Here is a 16830-nt window from a genome sequence, read left to right as displayed (position 1 = left end):
GTCTAGCCCTCGTTGGCGTGGCGTGGGTTGTAACCCAAGGGGTGCGGCTGGTTGCGGGCCTTGGCCAGTTCGATCTGTTTTTGCCGTTCACGGGCGCCGGCGCGGGTTTTCTCGGGCAGCGAATCCCAGCAATGCGGGCAGCTTACCCCCGCGGTGTAGTACTCGGACTGGCGGTCTTCTACGGAAACCGGCGTGCGGCAGGCGTGGCACTGGTCATAATCGCCCTCGCTCAGGTCATGCCGCACGGTGACCCGGTTGTCGAAGACGAAGCAGTCACCCTGCCACCTGGTCTGCTCCTGGGGCACTTGCTCCAGGTACTTGAGGATCCCGCCCTTGAGATGGAACACCTGTTCGAAGCCGGCACCGAGCATATAGCTGGACGCCTTCTCGCAGCGAATGCCGCCGGTGCAGAACATCGCCACCTTCTTGTGCCGGGCCGGGTCGAAGTGCGCCTTGATGTACTCGGGAAACTCGCGAAACGACTTGGTCTTGGGGTCGACCGCCCCCTGGAAAGTGCCGATCGCCACTTCATAGTCGTTGCGCGTGTCGATTAGCAGCACCTCGGGGTCGCTGATCAGCGCATTCCAGTCGCGGGCCTCGACATAGGTGCCGACCTGCTGACTGGGGTCGACGCCCGGTACGCCCAGGGTGACGATCTCCTTCTTCAGCTTGACCTTGGTGCGGTAGAACGGCTGTTCGTCGCAGTACGACTCTTTATGGTCGACATCGGCCAGGCGCGGATCCAGGGCAAACCAGGCGAGCAAGCCATCGATGCCGGCGCGCGAAGCGGAAACGGTGCCATTGATGCCTTCTTCGGCGAGCAGCAAGGTGCCCTTGATCCCGTTGGCCAGCATGCTGTGCAGCAGGGGCTCACGCAGTGCCTGGTAATCCGGCAGGGAGACGAACTTGTACAGCGCGGCCACGACTATCTTGTCACTCATCGAGCAATTTCCTTCAGTAGTCGCCCACGTAAAGGGCGGACTGGGTCTGCAAACGAACGCGCCGGCGTTAGCCGGCGCGCTGCGTAGTCTACTTTTCTTGGTGCTTGCCGTGTAGGGGCGGATTGACTCAGCCGACGGCGCGCCAGCACTTGGGCGGCGATCAGAGCCGTCGCCGCCACATGGCCGGCAGATTCAGTGGTCGTGCTTGCTGCCACCGCGACAGGTCGGCGAGTCCGGCGCGGTGCCCTGCTGCGCCCATTCCTCGGGGGTGTAGGTATGCAGGCCCAGGGCATGCACCTGGCTCATCAGCTCGCCCAGGCTGGCGTAAACCTTCTGGTGCCGTTTCACCGCATTCAAACCGGCAAATACAGGGCTGACGATCACCGCCTTGTAGTGGGTTTCCAGCCCGCGGCTGTGCATGTGACTTTCGTCCAGCACCTCGAGATGCAGGGGTTCGAGTGCAGCCAAGGCAGTCTGCAGCTGAGCTAGTTTCGACATATTCAAACTCCGTTCACGGCTTCTTAGGCCCCAGTTCCGCGGTCATTTCCGCCAATAGTTTATTCACTTGCGGCACAGCCGCTTCCAGTTTGCTCTGGGTCAGTTGCGCCGCTTGCGCAGTCAGCATCGGCATTATCTCCAAGACCTTCTGCCCCACTGGCGACTGGTAGAAGCTGATCAATTCCTGCAGCTCCTGCTCGTTGAAATTGCTGGTGTAGAGCTTGACCATATCCGGCTTGAGCTTGTCCCAGGCGACCGCCCGATCCAGCTCGGCGTTGGCCTTGGCCTGGTAGGTTTCCAGCAGCGCCTTTTTAGACGCCGGCGCGCCATTCTCGGCGAAACGCTTGGCGAACATCTGCTGCACCTGGGCATAGACCGGCACGGCCAATTTGTCAGCGTGCGCCAATTGCAGGAAGCGCTCGGCCTCGGCGGCATGACTGCTGGCATCGGCTAATGCCTGGACGCTGCCACACGTCAATAGAACGACGGCACAAAGAACGGAAAAACGAGACATTGCCTACTCCTAATAAAGGCGACGATCAACTATGACCCATGACTCGGCATTTTGTGCCCAAGCCCGTCCACCACTCAAGCAAACTCAGCCCCTATCCGCCGACTAGTCGCCGATAGATCAAGACGCCAGTACTTGCCTCAACCTGACAGTACGGGCAAGCTCGTCGTCTAACAGCGGTTGTGAAAACACCAATCGCCGTAGCGTGCCCCTCTCCAGGTGGTCGCAGCGGGCGAGTTTATTTTTCACAACCGCTCAGAGGCTGTGAAAATATCGATCGCCGTCGCGAGACCGTATCCTGGCGTTCGCGGCAAGGCGCGCTACGTGAAAAGTAGGGGAGTTTAGTGAGCTAAATGACCCTGCTTTTCACGTAGCTCAACGCCGCAGCGGGCGCTTGGAGACAGTCGCAGTAGGCGGGAGTTTTTTCACAGCCTCTCAGTACACCTCTACGCTCTTCGATGACGGCGCACTCGATGCGCCGCCTGCAGCAAAACACATGGACGTGACCGATGAACAGCTTCGCCCACCCCCAGGCCTCTTGCGCCATAGCGCTGTGCGATGTTCGAGGCCAACTCAATCCGCAGGCCATCGGCTGGTCGCCGCGGCCTCAGGTCGATTGCGCACTGCCCGGGCACTTCGGCCGGCGCAAGCGCTGGAACCGCTGGTACATCACCACCCCGCACTGGATGCTCGTACTGACCCAGGCCGATTTCGACTATGTCGGCTATGGCGCCGTCTATTTTCTCGACCTGAACAGTGGCCAGGCATGCGCCTACAGCCAGTTGAGCCTGCTGGCGCGAGGCTGCCGATTGCCGGACCAACCCGAGCAAAGCCATGAATTCTGCCACCCGCGCCTGCAGCTGCGCGTCATCGAACAGCCTGGCCGCCTGCGCCTGACAGCCGCCGCCCCCGACATCGGCGGGCAACCGCTGCAGATTGACCTGGACATCCAGCGTCCCGCCCACCTCGACTCGGTCAATCTGGTCGCCCCGCTCGGCCCACGGCACTTTCATGCCACCTGTCGGCAAATGGGCCTGCCGGCCAGCGGCGGCGTGCAGTACGGCAACCGTCACTACAGCTGCGTAGCCGGACAAAGCTTTGCCGCCATGGACTTTGGCCGCGGCGTCTGGCCATTGCGCAGTCATTGGACGCGCGCCGCCTTTGCCGCACCGGGCGGCATTGCCGGCAATTTCGGCGCTGGCTGGACCGATCACAGCGGGCTATCGGAAAACGCCTTGTGGTTTGGCGGCGAACTGCTGCACCTGGACACCCCGGTACTGATCCAGCAACCGGCCCATACCCCCTTGGCCCCATGGCGCCTGCACAGCCTCGACGAGCGGGTCGATCTGACCTTCACCCCGCAGCAGCTGCATCAAGCCTGCCCGCGCCTGGGTCCCTTCTACGCCGATACCCGACAGTGGTTCGGTCATTTTGACGGCACGCTGCGCGGGCCCACTGGCGCATGCGTACCGGTGGACCGCGCGCTGGGCTGGCTGGGCGCGACCCATGCACGCTGGTAAAGCTGCCGAGTCCTGGGTTGCCAACAGCGCATAAGCAAGCTTAGGGAACCCGCAAGCGGTTCCGACAGCCTAAACTTGCTGAATCGCCTCCCGGAGAGTTCCATGAACCGCACCGAAACCGACAGCCTGGGCCCCATCGAAGTGCCCGAAACGGCCTACTGGGGCGCACAAACCCAGCGTTCGCTGATCAATTTTGCCATCGGCGAAGAACGCATGCCGCTGCCCGTGCTGCATGCCCTGGCTTTGATCAAGAAAGCCGCCGCGCGGGTCAATGACCGCATCGGCGACCTGCCGCCGGACATCGCCCGCCTGATCGAGCAAGCCGCCGACGAAGTGCTGGCCGGCCAGCACGACGAGCAGTTCCCGCTAGTGGTCTGGCAAACCGGCAGCGGCACCCAGAGCAACATGAACGTCAACGAGGTGATCGCCGGCCGCGCCAACGAACTGGCCGGCGGCACGCGCGGCGGCAAGAGCCCGGTGCACCCCAACGACCACGTCAACCGCGCGCAAAGCTCCAATGATTGCTTCCCCACGGCCATGCACATTGCGGCTGCCGGCGCCGTACTGCATGACTTGCTACCGGCCCTGGCCGAACTCTCCGGCGGCCTCGCCGAGCAAGCCGCCCGCCACAGCCAACTGGTCAAGACCGGGCGCACCCACATGATGGATGCCACGCCGATCACCTTCGGCCAGGAACTCTCCGCCTTCGTCGCCCAGCTCGACTATGCCGAGCGGGCGATCCGCGCCACCCTGCCAGCGGTTTGCGAACTGGCTCAAGGCGGCACCGCCGTCGGCACCGGGCTCAATTCGCCCCTGGGCTTTGCCGCAGCCATCGCCACCGAACTGGCGGCCTTGAGCGGCCTGCCGCTGGTCACCGCGCCCAACAAGTTCGCCGCCCTGGCCGGCCACGAAGCCCTGACCAGCCTTTCCGGCGCGCTGAAAACCCTTGCCGTGGCTCTGATGAAAATCGCCAATGATTTGCGCCTGCTCGGCTCCGGCCCGCGCGCGGGGTTTGCCGAGGTCAAACTGCCGGCCAACGAACCCGGCAGCTCGATCATGCCGGGCAAGGTCAACCCGACCCAATGCGAGGCGCTGTCAATGCTGGCGTGCCAGGTCATGGGCAACGATGTCACCATCGGCTTTGCCGCGAGCCAGGGGCACCTGCAGCTGAACGTGTTCAAACCGGTGATCATCCACAACCTGCTGCAATCGATCCGCTTGCTCGCCGATGGCTGTCGCAACTTCCAGCAACACTGCATCGCCGGCCTGCAACCGGATGCGGCGCAGATGGCGGCCCACCTGGAGCGCGGCCTGATGCTAGTGACCGCCCTGAACCGGCATATTGGCTATGACAAGGCCGCGGAAATCGCCAAGAAGGCCTACCAAGACGGCAGCACCCTGCGTGAAGCCGCGCTGCAACTGGGTTATCTGACAGAAGCACAATTCGACGCCTGGGTCCGCCCGGAAACCATGCTGGAGGCTGGCAACCATGACTGAAGCGGGCAAAAGCGGCGCCACCCCGATCGAAGGCGACGGCAAACGCATCCTGATGATCCTCGGCACACCGAAAACCAGCAGCCTCTGCCATGCCCTTGGCGAAGCCTATGCCCAGGGCGCACGCAACGAAGGGCACGTGGTGCGGCAATTGAAGCTCGGCGAACTGAGCTTCGACCCGGTGCTGCGCGACGGGTATGACCAGAGCCAGACCCTGGAGCCGGACCTGCTCGAAGCCCAGCGGCAGATCCACTGGGCCGAGCACCTGGTATTCGTCTACCCGGTCTGGTGGGGTGGCTTGCCGGCACTGCTCAAGGGCTTCTTCGACCGGGTGTTCCTGCCCGGCTTTGCCTTCAAGTACCGCGGCAGCTCGCAGCTGTGGGACAAACTGCTGAGTGGCCGCACCGCCGATTTGCTGGTGACCCTGGACACCCCGCCCTGGTACTTCCGCTGGATCTATGGCGCGCCGGCGCATCGGCAGATGACCCGCACCATCCTCGGTTTCAGCGGCATCAAGACCCGGCGCCTGCGCGAGTTCGCCCCGGTACGCCCCTCCTCCGAGGAACAGCGGCAGAGCTGGCTACGCCGCGCCGAAAGCCTCGGCAGCCGCGCCTGAGAGCGCAGTCAGGCAAATCGTCGGGCGGGGCGCAGGCGGAAATCTGCCCCTGGCGCAGGCCCTGGTGCGCCGTAACCCGCCATCGCGGCGCCGGGTTACGCGACGCTCGATGAGCCTGTCATTTCCATGTTGCCCGCCCGCGTCGCTAACCCGGCCTACGCCGCCAGGCGTAGGCGACGGGCCTGCAGGCTGGCCTTCAGCGATGGGCCGAGGGCAGTCAGCGCCGAGCCCAGCACCACCAACACCGCGCCGCCGTAGGCAATCCAGTTGATCTGCTCGGGCCGCACTTGATCCGGCCACCAGCTCGCCGCCAGCGCTACCGAGCCAAGCGTCACCAGCGGTGTGATCGCCAGCGTCGCACTGACCCGCGAGGCCTCCCAGTGCGCCAACGCCTCGGCGAACGCGCCATAGGCCACCAGGGTATTCAGGCAGCAGGCAAACAGCAGCCAGCCCTGCAGCGTGCTCAACTCGAAGACCTGCCGGGGCTGCGCCCAGGGCGTCAGCAGCAGCGCGCAGGCCAAGTAGATCACCATCATCACCTGCAACGAGTTCCATACCGTCAGCAACTGCTTTTGCGCCAAGCCGTAAAACGCCCAGACAAATGCCGCCAACAGCACGGTCAGCACCCCGGCGGTGTAATCGCTCAACGACGTCAGCAATTCGCCCAAGCGCTGATTGAAAAACAGCACGAATCCGCATAGCAGCACGGCCAGACCAGTGCCCTGGGCGAGACTGAAACGCTCGCGGAAGACGAACAGACTGCTGATCAACAGCAAAATCGGCGCGACCTGGATCACCAATTGCGTGGTGCCGGGGCTGAGCAGGCTCAGGCCCATCAGGTAGAGCACATAGTTGGCGCTCAACGCCGCAATCGCCAGGGCCAGTAGCCAGGCGCCCGTCCTGCCCAAGGGGCGAAAGCGCGGCAAGCGCCGGGCCGCCGCCAGATAGGCCAGTAGAATCGAGCCGGCAACCAGCAGTCGGTACCAGGTGACCGTGACCGGATCCATCACCTGCAGCACTTGTTTGAGTTTGATCGGCAACACGCCCCAGAGCAACGCCGTGAGCAGCGCCAGAAACAGGCCGTAAAGCCAACGACCGGAAGAGATATGCATGACTGCCTCGTGCGCAAACTAACGGCGCAAAACGCTAGTTTATGCCGCCACGGCCAACCGACACAGTTACAGTTAAGCCGGGTTGCGCACGGCAACTGTGCTGCCGACCAACGACAGGCAGCCGTGCAGTTGACGTCAAAAGAGCAAAAATAAGCGGAAATGCGTGCGCTAACCGTCAAGAAACAACCATTGGTCGCCAACTCAAGCGAACCCATTCGCGCGGCTTAGACTAAAAATATCAGGCTCTTTGCATGAGGTTCTCGTCATGTTCGGTCAACGCACCGCCGACCCCAGCCCCGGCACGCACTACCGCAGCGAGCGGGTCAGCGCGGTCAACGGCCAGTATTTTTTCGCGACCCGCGAAGGCACCCTCGAAGGCCCCTACTTCACGCGCATCGACGCAGAGCGGGAGATCGGCACCTATATTCGCCGCGTGAGGCAGGCCGGCGACACCACCGCGAGCCGAGTACCCTGACCCACAAAAGTACCGCCCATAAAAAACCCCCAGGTATCGCTACCTGAGGGCTTCGTATATGGCGCAGCGGACGGGACTCGAACCCGCGACCCCCGGCGTGACAGGCCGGTATTCTAACCGACTGAACTACCGCTGCGTGTCGGATGGGCTTGCGCCCAAAGAACTCTTGCTTCATCTGGCGGAGCGGCTATATCAGCCGTTCTGCCTCATGCCAGGCGAACCCGGCATGGAAAATATGGCGCAGCGGACGGGACTCGAACCCGCGACCCCCGGCGTGACAGGCCGGTATTCTAACCGACTGAACTACCGCTGCGCGTCGGTCGGACTTGCGTCCGAATTCACAAAGAGTGGTGGGTGATGACGGGATCGAACCGCCGACCCGCTGCTTGTAAGGCAGCTGCTCTCCCAGCTGAGCTAATCACCCTTCGCTTTGTGAGGCGCGCAATTTACTTGTGGGCCTTACCTAAGTCAATACTCTGCTTAAAGTTTTTCTGAAAATGCCGTCACTATCGCAACATCGCCCAAGGACTTGAGCCTGGCGCCAGCCCCTGCCGCGGGATAGAGACGTCGCCTCATTGCGTCACGCTCAAGGTCAACCTGGCCTCCACTCGATTGCCCTCGGTACGCTCCAGGCCCGCCTCGGCAATCCGCACGCCCTGTTGCTCCAGGCTACTGAACCAACGCAGTAACTGGGCGAATGGCGCCGGCTGCACGCTGACCTGCAGCGAGCCATCCCTGTCGCTGTCCACTCGCACGATGGCCAAACCCTGCTTGGCGGCGCTGGCGGTAACCAGCCCCTGCAAGCGCGTCGGATCGAGACTGGTCTGCGGCTTGCTCACCAGGCTGCGCGCCAACGGCGCCTGTGCCTGCAGATAGGCATGCAGGCCACGCTCCTGCTCATAGGCACTGCGTGCCGCAGTCACGCCCCGCTGCGCCGGCTGCCAGAGCAACAGGTACAACAGCACCAGCAGCACAAACAGCGCCAGCAGCCCCAGCGCCAGACGCTCGCGGGATTGCAGGGCACGCCAACGCTGCACCAGCCGCGAGCCTTGCAGCTGCGCCGCAGAAGGTTTCAGCAACTCGTCCAAACGACTCATATTCATCCCCATATCACCAGACGGGCGCTGACCCCGACCCCTTCGCGACTGGCCGAGCCCAACTGCACCACCAAGCCGGCCTCCTGCAGTCGCTCGCGCAGCCGCTCCAGCTCGGCAAAGCCGGGCGCCTCAATCTGCATGGCCAGATCGCCACGCACCTCGCTGAATTCCACCTGCTGAACCAGGATCTGCGTGCCCTCGGCGCTCAGCGCCCGATCGACCTGGGTGAGCAGGCCGAGCAAACGCCCCTGACCGCTGGCCCCGCCCGCAGCCAGGTGCTGATCCAACTGGGCGCGCAGGTTGACCAGTTTGTGGTCCTCGGGGAACAGCTGCCGATAGAGCGCCGCGCTGGCCTCGGCATAGGCCTCGGCCTGGCGCTGCAACTGCCAGCCCTGGGCCAGGTTGAAGCCCCACTGCAACACCAGCCACAGGCCGACCAGCCCCAGCAGCGGACGCCAGCGCTGCCACTGGCCGCTGCTTTGCTGCGCGGCAAATTCGCCCTGCGCCAGATTGTTACCGACCGCCTGACGGGCCAGCCAGACATGGCCATCGACCACCTCGACAAGCTCATCCAGCGGTTCCAGCCCGGCCTGCTGGACTGCTCGATAGACGCTATGCGGATGCGCACAGCCGGCAGCCAGCGCCGTCCAATCCTCGCCAGCCAGCGCCAGACGGGCCACCCCTTCCCCGCCGAGCAACCAGCGCGAATCCAGATACAGCAGCTGGGTGCCCTGATGTGGCAGCAGATCGGCATCCACGGCAATAGTGCGGGGCGGCGTGGTGCACAGCGCCAGCCAGCTCGCCAACCAACGGCGGCGTACGGCGAACACTCGATGACGGCCGTCCTCGAGCCGCTCGCCCAAGGCCAGGTGCAACTGCTCGATGTCCTCAGCGAGCAACTCCTCCACCGCGAACGGCAGGGCCTGGCGCAACCAGCGCGCCTTCTGCGTGGGCAGGTGCACGGCGCAGGCCGTCACCGCCTCGACCGGCAGGACCAGGGTCCAGGCAGCGCCCGCCCCGGCCACTGCCTCGGCGAACGGCAGACACCGACTGTCGTCCTCGCATACCCGCTGCACCGGCAACTCCGCCCGGGCGCCGGCACAGGCCGCAGGCGGCAGAAACACATACAACTGATTCATTGCTCAACTTCCTCGACGGGTGCAGGCGCAACACCGCTCTGCCCCAGATCACGGGCCAGCACATACAGCCGGCCATCGCTGGCACGCTGCAGGGTGCTGCGTAAAACCTGACGGCGATCACCGACGCTGACCTCGCTGATCACCTGAAAATACTTGCTGCCCACCGCCAGCCCCTGGCTCTGCACCGGCAACCCGGGCAACTGGGCGAGAAAATTCGGCAGATCGGCATAACCCTGGCCCGCCCGCGCGGCCACCAGCCTCTCGGCCGTGCTCAGCGGCAAGCCCTCGACCAGGCTCGCCAGCACCCGGGCGCTGGCGGTGTTGACGTTGAGGCTCGCATCCGCCGGCAAGGCGCTGACCCAGGGCAACAGGCGCCGGTAATCGACTTCGTTCATCTCCAGCAGCAGGCGCAACTCGGACACATCGACCAGCGTCCGATTGGCCGCACGGTAGGCCGGCGCTGCCAGCAGGTACTGATTATCCTCGGCGCCATAGCCACCGCTCGGCTCCTGATCGGCGTCCAACCAGTCGAGCAGACGCTCGGCATAGGGCGCGTCGATCTGCAGACCGGCGAGCAGGCGGCGAAACTGCGCGACTGCCGCATCGTTGGGCGCCCCCTGGCGCAGCAGGCTATTGAGGTTGAAACGCCCGGTCGGGTCGATGATATGCACCCGCAACTCCCCGCCCTCGTCCAGGGCGAACGGCGCCAACGGCTGCGCCCAGGGTTCGCCCAGATGATCCACAGGCGCACGCGGGTCGCCTTGCTGCAGGTCACGCCGCAACAGCGCCTTGGCCAGGGTTTCGCCACCCAGCGCGTAATGCCAGGCCTGACGCACATGCAACTGGTTGGCGCTGCTGCGAATCGACAGCTGCTGGCGGGCGATGATTCCGGCGCAGACCACCGTCACCACGGCCACCACCAGCAACACGGTGATCAGCGCCACCCCGCGCTGCGCCTTCATGGTTCGAGTACCTCGCTCGGCTCTTGCGGCTCACCCGAGTAATCCGCCTGCGGGGCCTGCGCCGCGGCCTCGGGCAGCGCATCGGCCAAGCGCAGCAGACGCCGCAACTCGCCATAACGCCGGTGTTCGAGCAGCAGCTCGAGTGCCTGGGGCAAGGTGCTCAAACGTTCGTCCCCACTGGCCGACGGCGGCGGCCAGCTGCTGTGCCAGTGGCCCTCGCCATCCAGGTAACGCAGGCGTATACCGGTCACCCCGTCCAGCGCCTGCTGCACCTGGGGTTGGCTGTCCTGGGCCTGGTCGAGCACATTCCAGTAGCGCCGCTGCCACTGCTCGCCGCTCAGCTGCCAGCGCACCCGCTGCACCTCGGCGCGCGCCAGGCCGAGCGGATTGCGCCAGCCGGCGCGGCTCAGTTCCACGCCGGCGTCATCGGCCTCCTCACCGAGCAGGGCCGGGCGCGACTCGCCGAAGGGATCGCGCACCGGACGGGCGCTGACCTGCAGCAGGTCGCGCTCGAAGGCGGCGATGGCACGCACCAGCTCGCGCAACTGGTGTTCGTGGTCGCGCGTGCGGGAGTCGGTCTGCAGCACGCTGTCGAGCATGCGATAGGTGGCCAAGCCGAGCAGGGCGAACAGGGCGATGGCAATCAGCAATTCGAGCAGGGTGAAACCGCGTGCGCACCTCATCGGCCCTCCTCGAGAAAGCCGCTGAGGCTGACCAACGCGCGCTCGCGCGGGTCGCCAGTGAGGCTGCCGCTGTCCGGGCGCGGCGCCACCCACAGGGTGACCCGGCGCATGCTCGGTTCACTGGTCGCCTGGATCTCGCTCTGCCATTGCCAGCGCCGCCCGGCGAACGCCAGCTCGCCCTGATCGCGGCCATCACCGGGCGGCGTCTCGGCCAACTGCAGCTCGCTCAAGCGATTATCGGCGATCCACATCGCCAGGGTCTTGTCCTCCAGGCGCGAGGCGGTTTGCAAGCTGCGCGCGCTGGCCGTCAGCACGCTGGCAGCGACCACGGCGAAGATCGCCAGGGCAACCAGCACTTCGAGCAGGGTGAAGCCACGGCAGCGCCTCATCCGCGCCGCCCCGCCCGGCCGTCATCCTCGACCTCGACCGTGGGCAAGCGGAAGCCATCGCTGGACAACAGCAAACGCAGACCGTCCTTGCGCCGTTCGTTCAGGCGCAAGCGAAAGGGGCTGAGTTCGCCGCTGGAGAGCAGCAGCAGTTGCGGTACGGGATCGCCCGCACCGCGAGACTCGGCCGCCGGCTGCGCCAATTGCAGCGCCTCACCCTCCAGCTCGACGCTCAACTCGGCCCAAGCCGGCAAACGATGCGACTCATCGTCCAGTGCCTGCCAGCGCGCGGCCAGCGGATCGTAACGCAGCACCCGATAGCCCTCGGCATGCAACAGCAAGCCGTATTCGCGGTTGTCCAGCACCGCTTCCTCGGCCAGCACCCCGATCAACCCGGCCAAGCGCTCGGCCTCGTTACGCAACTCGCGGGCCGGGCCGGCGATGCCGGTACTGAGCACGGCCAAGCCGATCAGGCTGCCGAGAATCACGATAACCACCAGCAGCTCGACCAGGGTAAAGCCCTGGCCCGGGCTGGACGCGCCACTGCGCCGGACAGCCATGCTTCAGTCAAGCCTCATCAGAGATCCCAGTTGCCGATATCGGCATCCAGCTCGCTACCGCCCTGCTTGCCGTCGGCGCCCAGCGAATAGAGGTCGAAGGCGCCCTTGGTACCGGGCGCCAGGTACTGATAGACAGTGCCCCACGGATCGACCGGCAGACGCTTGAGGTAGCCTTCGCGGTTCCAGTTCTTCGCCGGCGGGTTACCGGAGGGCTTCTCCACCAAGGCCTCCAGCCCCTGCTGGGTGCTCGGGTAGGCGTGATTGTCCAGCTTGTACATGTCCAGCGCGGCGGCCACCGCCTTGATGTCGCCCCTGGCCACCGTGACCTTGGCCTGATCCGGCCGGCTCATGATCTGCGGCACCACCAGGGCGGCGAGAATGCCGAGGATCACCACCACCACCATGATTTCGATCAGGGTGAAACCTGCCTGCCCGCTCGTGCTTGTGTTCTTCACCTAATTACCCCACCAACTGATTGAGAGACAGAATCGGCAGCAGGATGGCCAGCACTATGACCAGCACCACTGCGCCCATAAACACCAACATGAATGGTTCGAACAACCCGACCAACAGCGCCACCTGGGCGCCCAGGTCGTTTTCCTGATTGCGCGCGGTACGCGCGAGCATCTGGTCCAGCTCGCCGGAGCGCTCGCCGCTGGCGATCATGTGCAGCATCATCGGCGGAAATTGCCCGCTGGCCTCCAGTGCGCGGGTCAGGCTGCCACCTTCGCGGACCTTTTGCGCAGCCACCACCACCTGGGCGCGGATCACCCGGTTGACGATCACCTCGGCGCCGATGCCCAGCGCCTCGACCAAGGGCACGCCGCTGCGGCTGAGAATGGCCAGGGTCGAGGCGAAACGGGCGCAGTCGGTGGCGCGAATCAGGCCGCCGAGCAAAGGTACGCGCAACAGAAAGCGGTGCCAGCGCAGCCTCAGCGCCTCGTCGCGCAAGGCGAAGCGCAGGGCGAAAACGCCCAGCACGGCGAGAATCAGAGCCAGCCAGCCCCATCCCTTGACCCACTCGCTGGCGACGATCAATCCGCGCGTCAGCGCCGGCAGGGTCTGCCCGGAGTCGACGAACACCCGCACGATATCCGGCACCACGTAGCCGAGCAGAAAGCCGACGATCAGCAGCGAGGCGCACATCAGGATCAGCGGATAGAGCAGCGCCAGCTGGATCTTCTGCCGCGACTGCTGACGCTGCTCGGTGTAATCGGCCAGCTGTTCCAGCACCGGACCGAGATGGCCGGCATGCTCGCCGGCCGCCACGGTGGCGCGGTACAGCTCGGGAAAGGCCGCGGGAAATTCCTTCAGACTGCTGGCCAGGCCATGGCCCTCCAGCACCCGCGCACGCACCGCCAGCAGCATGCCCTGGATCCGCGGGGCGCGGGCCTGGGCCGCCGCCGCGCGCAGCGCTTCCTCGATCGGCAGCGCGGCCTGGATCAGGGTTGCCAACTGGCGAGTGAGCAAAGCCAGGTCGCGCGCCGACAGCCCGCGCGCCAGACTGAAATGCCCACCACCAGGGGCCTGCTCACGGGTGCGCGTGGCCTGGACATCCAGCGGCGCGAGCTGCCGCTCACGGAGGATTTGCCGCACCTGACGGGCACTGTCGGCCTCCAGCACGCCTTTCTGCTGGCGACCATTGCCATCGAGAGCGAGGTATTCGAATGCGGCCAAGCGCTACTCCTCCTGGGTCACGCGCAGCACTTCTTCCAGGCTGGTCAGCCCTTCCAGCACCTTGCGCCGACCGTCCTCGCGAATGCTCGGGCCGAGGGTGCGCGCGTGACGGAGCATGTCCTGCTCGGCGGCGGCGTTATGGATCAGGGTGCGCAGCTGATCGTCGAACATCACCAGCTCGTAAATCCCGGTACGGCCACGGTAGCCCTGCTCATGGCACTCGCTGCAGCCGCGCGGGTGATACAGGGTCGGCGGCGCTGCAGGCGCTACGCCGAGCAGTGCGCACTCGGCGGCATCGGCCTGGTAGGCCGCCTTGCAGTGCGGGCAGAGTACCCGCACCAGGCGCTGGGCCAGCACGCCGAGCAGGGAGGAAGACAGCAGGAAGGGTTCGACACCCATGTCCACCAGCCGGGTGATGGCGCCGATCGCGCTGTTGGTGTGCAGAGTGGAGAGCACCAGATGACCGGTCAGCGAGGCCTGCACGGCGATCTCGGCGGTGTCCTTGTCGCGGATCTCGCCGACCATCACCACGTCCGGGTCCTGGCGCAGGATGGCGCGCAGGCCGCGGGCGAAGGTCATGTCGACCTTGGGATTGACCTGGGTCTGGCCGATGCCTTCGAGGTGGTACTCGATCGGGTCCTCCACCGTGAGGATATTGCGCGTACGGTCATTCAGGCTGACCAGGCTGGCGTACAGCGTGGTGGTCTTGCCGGAACCGGTGGGGCCGGTGACCAGCAGGATGCCGTGGGGCTTGCGCACCGCCGCCTCCATCAACTGGCGATCGCGTACGCTCATGCCCAGGTGCTGCAGATTGAGGCGCCCGGCCTGTTTGTCGAGCAGGCGCAGCACCACCCGCTCGCCATTGGCCGAGGGCAGCGTGGAGACACGGATGTCCACCTCGCGACCACCGACCTTGAGGGAGATGCGCCCGTCCTGGGGCACGCGCTTCTCGGCGATATCCAGGCGCGCCATGACTTTGATCCGCGACACCAGCAGCCCCGCCAGCTCGCGCTTGGGCTCGAGCACCTCACGGAGGATGCCATCCACGCGAAAACGCACCACCAGGCGTTTCTCGAAGGTTTCCAGGTGGATATCCGAGGCGTTCTCCTTGATCGCTTCGCCGAGGATGGCGTTGATCAGGCGGATGATCGGGGCGTCGTCTTCCTGCTCCAGCAGGTCTTCGATTTGCGGCACCTGCTCGGCCAAGGCCGCCAGATCGAGACTGCCGCCCAGCCCCTCGGCCAGTTGCATGGCCCCGGCTTCGTGCTGGTAAGCCTTGGCCAGGGCCTGCTCGAAAGCTTGCGCGCCGAGCGCCAGCAGCGGCAGTCGCTGGCCAAGGAAACGTTGCGCCTCGGCCAGCGCCACCAACTCGACCGCTGGCCTGTAAGCCAGGCAGGGCGTAGGCTCGGCAGCCAGTAGCACCACCCCGTGACGCTTGGCGAAACTGAAAGGCAAGCGGCGCAAGGGTTGTTCAGTGAGTAAAACGCTCATCCTGGAAATGCCTTGAATTTGTGACGTAGGGTAAGCATCAAGGCCTAATGCTGGCCCACGCTGATATTGGTTAATGATTATTATTATGTACGACGGACCGCAAGCACGGGGCCATCTTTAGCACATCATGCGCGACGACACACCACCCTGACGGGTGACTGAAAAATCCTCGGCAACTGACTATGATCGGCGCGCGAAGCACGTCTCACTTATCAACTTCAGGAGTGCCGCCCTTGCCTTCTCCGGCTGCTCGCCGCTGGATGCAGCTCCACAGCCTGGGTGCTGGCGATGATCTACACAAGACGCCGATAGCTCCCATCCTCATCGCTGCCGGGTGGCCAGGGCAGGCAATTGACCCCACCCGCCCCCTCACCATCCTTCAGGCTCGAACGCAGCCATCACGGGATTACCCAGGCTTCTCCGATAACGGCATCCAAGCGGACCTGATCCGCGGCCTTGCGCTTACTGGAATGGCCAAGGGGTCAGAGTACTTGAAAGTCCGAAATCCAGCTTTCAAGTACTCTGCCCCTTGATCCGCTTCAACTGGAAATGCCCGATTGAAGTGATGACAGAGGTGATGGAAAAAGCGATGGCGATGCAACATGATGCGCCCGCGCCAATTCAATAACCGTGTTGCACTCAGCTCCTGCAGTCGCCCTCTAGCACTCTTATTATTTTATTCGGATTGCCAGAACTTGGTTGCCAGAAGTTAGTGAAATTAAAAATCCTGGCCTTTCTATAGGAAATTATTAATGTCGTGTCACTCCTCCAAGCAAGAGAGATATCTTCAGTCATGTCTGATTTGAAAACAATATTTCTCTCACTTGGCTCTTCATTGGTAGCCATGACGTGCACAGAATAAGCCATGGCCGTAGTGGCACCACAGTCGCGCTGCACAATGAGTGCTTTAGTTTCGCCGGATGGGGAGACAAGCGTATTGAGTACCGAGCTTGAGCATAAGTCTTCTACTCCGCACCCCGACAGTAGGCTCACAAACAGCAGGATAATAGAGTTTCTAGCCCGCGTTAATATGGTCATATAATTTACTGGCATTGGCATTTCCAATAGTCACTTTCATAGTCATTAATACCCTCATTAATCCAGTATAGATCGCTGGGGTCATCGCCGTAAGGGTAACTTCCTAATGGCGTGTTCCAGGCTCCATTGCTTGGCCTGGTGCCAGCTCTACCTTGCGCCCATCCTGCCATGCGCTTCAATGTATTAGGGCTGAAACCCTGAGCACTTCCAGTTAAACCGTAATTGTAGTTCCCAAAATCTTGATATTGTGGGCCACTCTGCTTGTAATCCCACGGTCCTTTGTTTTTTACCGCATTATAAAAGTCAAAACTCCACGTAAACATTTTCTTGGCTTCACAAATATTGCCAGCTGGATTAATTCCTGGCGGAATGTTTGCTGGAGGTGCTAACCCAAGAGGATCAGTTAGTGCCAGTGGGTTCCCCATCACGTAGCCGTAGGTATTCAGACCTCCCCGCAACCCAATTGGATCACTCTCCACATACCGTCCCGTCTCCGGGTCGTAATCGCGGAAGTAGTTGTAGTGCAGCGCCGCATGGGCGTCGTACAGCTGCCCCGGGAAGCGCAGCGGAATGTCGGTTTGTACGCTGTCGCCATCGACGTCCTGATCCGGCAGGCCGACGCCGAAGGCG

At 63.8% G+C, this 16830-nt stretch carries 19 protein-coding genes and 3 tRNA genes; 4 read left to right on the top strand and 18 right to left on the bottom strand.

Annotation, left to right across the window (positions count from 1 at the left end; translation table 11 throughout):
- Positions 1-2: 2 nt before the first annotated feature.
- The 3 genes from ABZE94_RS07510 to ABZE94_RS07500 all read right to left on the bottom strand — a co-directional run bounded on the left by ABZE94_RS07510 (position 3) and on the right by ABZE94_RS07500 (position 1953).
- Positions 3-941, bottom strand: coding sequence for a rhodanese-related sulfurtransferase (locus ABZE94_RS07510; RefSeq protein ID WP_372874910.1), 939 nt, complete (start codon positions 939-941; stop codon positions 3-5).
- 192 nt (positions 942-1133) lie between these two features.
- Positions 1134-1439, bottom strand: a complete 306-nt coding sequence (locus ABZE94_RS07505) for a BolA family protein (protein ID WP_372874909.1) — start codon at positions 1437-1439, stop codon at positions 1134-1136.
- A gap of 13 nt (positions 1440-1452) precedes the next feature.
- Positions 1453-1953: a DUF2059 domain-containing protein gene (locus tag ABZE94_RS07500; protein ID WP_372874908.1), complete on the bottom strand. Its 501-nt coding sequence runs from the start codon at positions 1951-1953 to the stop codon at positions 1453-1455.
- Positions 1954-2459: 506 nt separating this feature from the next.
- On the opposite strand from ABZE94_RS07500, the gene ABZE94_RS07495 reads away from it, so the two are divergent.
- From ABZE94_RS07495 to ABZE94_RS07485, 3 genes are all read left to right on the top strand, one after another.
- The gene (locus tag ABZE94_RS07495; protein WP_372874907.1) at positions 2460-3470 is read left to right on the top strand and encodes a DUF2804 domain-containing protein; all 1011 of its coding nucleotides are present in this window, start codon (positions 2460-2462) and stop codon (positions 3468-3470) included.
- A 102-nt stretch (positions 3471-3572) separates the two neighbouring features.
- Positions 3573-4967: a class II fumarate hydratase gene (locus ABZE94_RS07490; protein ID WP_372874906.1), complete on the top strand. Its 1395-nt coding sequence runs from the start codon at positions 3573-3575 to the stop codon at positions 4965-4967.
- Positions 4960-5580: an NAD(P)H-dependent oxidoreductase gene (locus tag ABZE94_RS07485; RefSeq protein WP_372874905.1), complete on the top strand. Its 621-nt coding sequence runs from the start codon at positions 4960-4962 to the stop codon at positions 5578-5580. The genes ABZE94_RS07490 and ABZE94_RS07485 overlap by 8 nt, the downstream gene beginning before the upstream one ends.
- A gap of 155 nt (positions 5581-5735) precedes the next feature.
- Here the strand turns inward: ABZE94_RS07485 and ABZE94_RS07480 are convergent, their stop codons facing one another.
- Positions 5736-6692, bottom strand: a complete 957-nt coding sequence (locus ABZE94_RS07480; RefSeq protein WP_372874904.1) for a DMT family transporter — start codon at positions 6690-6692, stop codon at positions 5736-5738.
- Between the two features lie 265 nt (positions 6693-6957).
- Here ABZE94_RS07480 and ABZE94_RS07475 point away from each other — a divergent pair, with 265 nt between their 5' ends.
- Positions 6958-7167, top strand: a complete 210-nt coding sequence (locus ABZE94_RS07475; RefSeq protein ID WP_372874903.1) for a DUF6316 family protein — start codon at positions 6958-6960, stop codon at positions 7165-7167.
- Between the two features lie 59 nt (positions 7168-7226).
- On the opposite strand, the gene ABZE94_RS07470 is transcribed toward ABZE94_RS07475, so the two are convergent.
- The 14 genes from ABZE94_RS07470 to ABZE94_RS07405 form a co-directional block, all read right to left on the bottom strand.
- Positions 7227-7303, bottom strand: a tRNA-Asp gene (locus tag ABZE94_RS07470).
- A 100-nt stretch (positions 7304-7403) separates the two neighbouring features.
- Positions 7404-7480 (bottom strand) — tRNA-Asp (locus tag ABZE94_RS07465).
- Positions 7481-7515: 35 nt separating this feature from the next.
- Positions 7516-7591, bottom strand: a tRNA-Val gene (locus ABZE94_RS07460).
- Between the two features lie 148 nt (positions 7592-7739).
- Positions 7740-8264 carry a type II secretion system protein M gene (locus ABZE94_RS07455; protein ID WP_372874902.1) on the bottom strand — a complete coding sequence of 175 codons (525 nt, stop codon included), beginning with the start codon at positions 8262-8264 and terminating at the stop codon, positions 7740-7742.
- 2 nt (positions 8265-8266) lie between these two features.
- Positions 8267-9403: a type II secretion system protein GspL gene (gene gspL, locus ABZE94_RS07450; protein ID WP_372874901.1), complete on the bottom strand. Its 1137-nt coding sequence runs from the start codon at positions 9401-9403 to the stop codon at positions 8267-8269.
- Positions 9400-10365, bottom strand: a complete 966-nt coding sequence (gspK, locus tag ABZE94_RS07445) for a type II secretion system minor pseudopilin GspK (RefSeq protein WP_372874900.1) — start codon at positions 10363-10365, stop codon at positions 9400-9402. Before gspK ends, gspL begins: the two co-directional genes overlap by 4 nt.
- On the bottom strand, positions 10362-11048 hold the full coding sequence (gene gspJ, locus ABZE94_RS07440) for a type II secretion system minor pseudopilin GspJ (protein WP_372874899.1): 687 nt from the start codon (positions 11046-11048) through the stop codon (positions 10362-10364). Before gspJ ends, gspK begins: the two co-directional genes overlap by 4 nt.
- The gene (gene gspI, locus ABZE94_RS07435) at positions 11045-11437 is read right to left on the bottom strand and encodes a type II secretion system minor pseudopilin GspI (RefSeq protein ID WP_372874898.1); all 393 of its coding nucleotides are present in this window, start codon (positions 11435-11437) and stop codon (positions 11045-11047) included. Before gspI ends, gspJ begins: the two co-directional genes overlap by 4 nt.
- Entirely contained in the window at positions 11434-11994 is a 561-nt protein-coding gene (gene gspH / locus ABZE94_RS07430; protein WP_372874897.1) for a type II secretion system minor pseudopilin GspH, read from the bottom strand. Before gspH ends, gspI begins: the two co-directional genes overlap by 4 nt.
- Positions 11995-12011: 17 nt before the next feature.
- Positions 12012-12449 (bottom strand): type II secretion system major pseudopilin GspG, encoded by a 438-nt coding sequence (gene gspG / locus ABZE94_RS07425; protein WP_372874896.1) that lies wholly within the window; start codon positions 12447-12449, stop codon positions 12012-12014.
- 4 nt (positions 12450-12453) lie between these two features.
- On the bottom strand, positions 12454-13671 hold the full coding sequence (xcpS, locus tag ABZE94_RS07420) for a GspF family T2SS innner membrane protein variant XcpS (protein ID WP_372874895.1): 1218 nt from the start codon (positions 13669-13671) through the stop codon (positions 12454-12456).
- Positions 13672-13674: 3 nt separating this feature from the next.
- Positions 13675-15162 carry a type II secretion system ATPase GspE gene (gspE, locus tag ABZE94_RS07415; protein ID WP_372874894.1) on the bottom strand — a complete coding sequence of 496 codons (1488 nt, stop codon included), beginning with the start codon at positions 15160-15162 and terminating at the stop codon, positions 13675-13677.
- Between the two features lie 639 nt (positions 15163-15801).
- On the bottom strand, positions 15802-16200 hold the full coding sequence (locus ABZE94_RS07410) for a DUF5412 family protein (protein ID WP_372874920.1): 399 nt from the start codon (positions 16198-16200) through the stop codon (positions 15802-15804).
- A 5-nt stretch (positions 16201-16205) separates the two neighbouring features.
- On the bottom strand, positions 16206-16830 hold a 625-nt coding region (locus ABZE94_RS07405), incomplete at its 5' end, for an RHS repeat-associated core domain-containing protein (protein WP_372874893.1).

The sequence above is a fragment of the Pseudomonas sp. genome (assembly GCF_041601375.1).
GTDB lineage: Bacteria > Pseudomonadota > Gammaproteobacteria > Pseudomonadales > Pseudomonadaceae > Aquipseudomonas.
The sequence above is the reverse complement of the archived record's forward strand: the minus strand, read 5'-3'. Positions and strand labels throughout refer to the sequence as shown.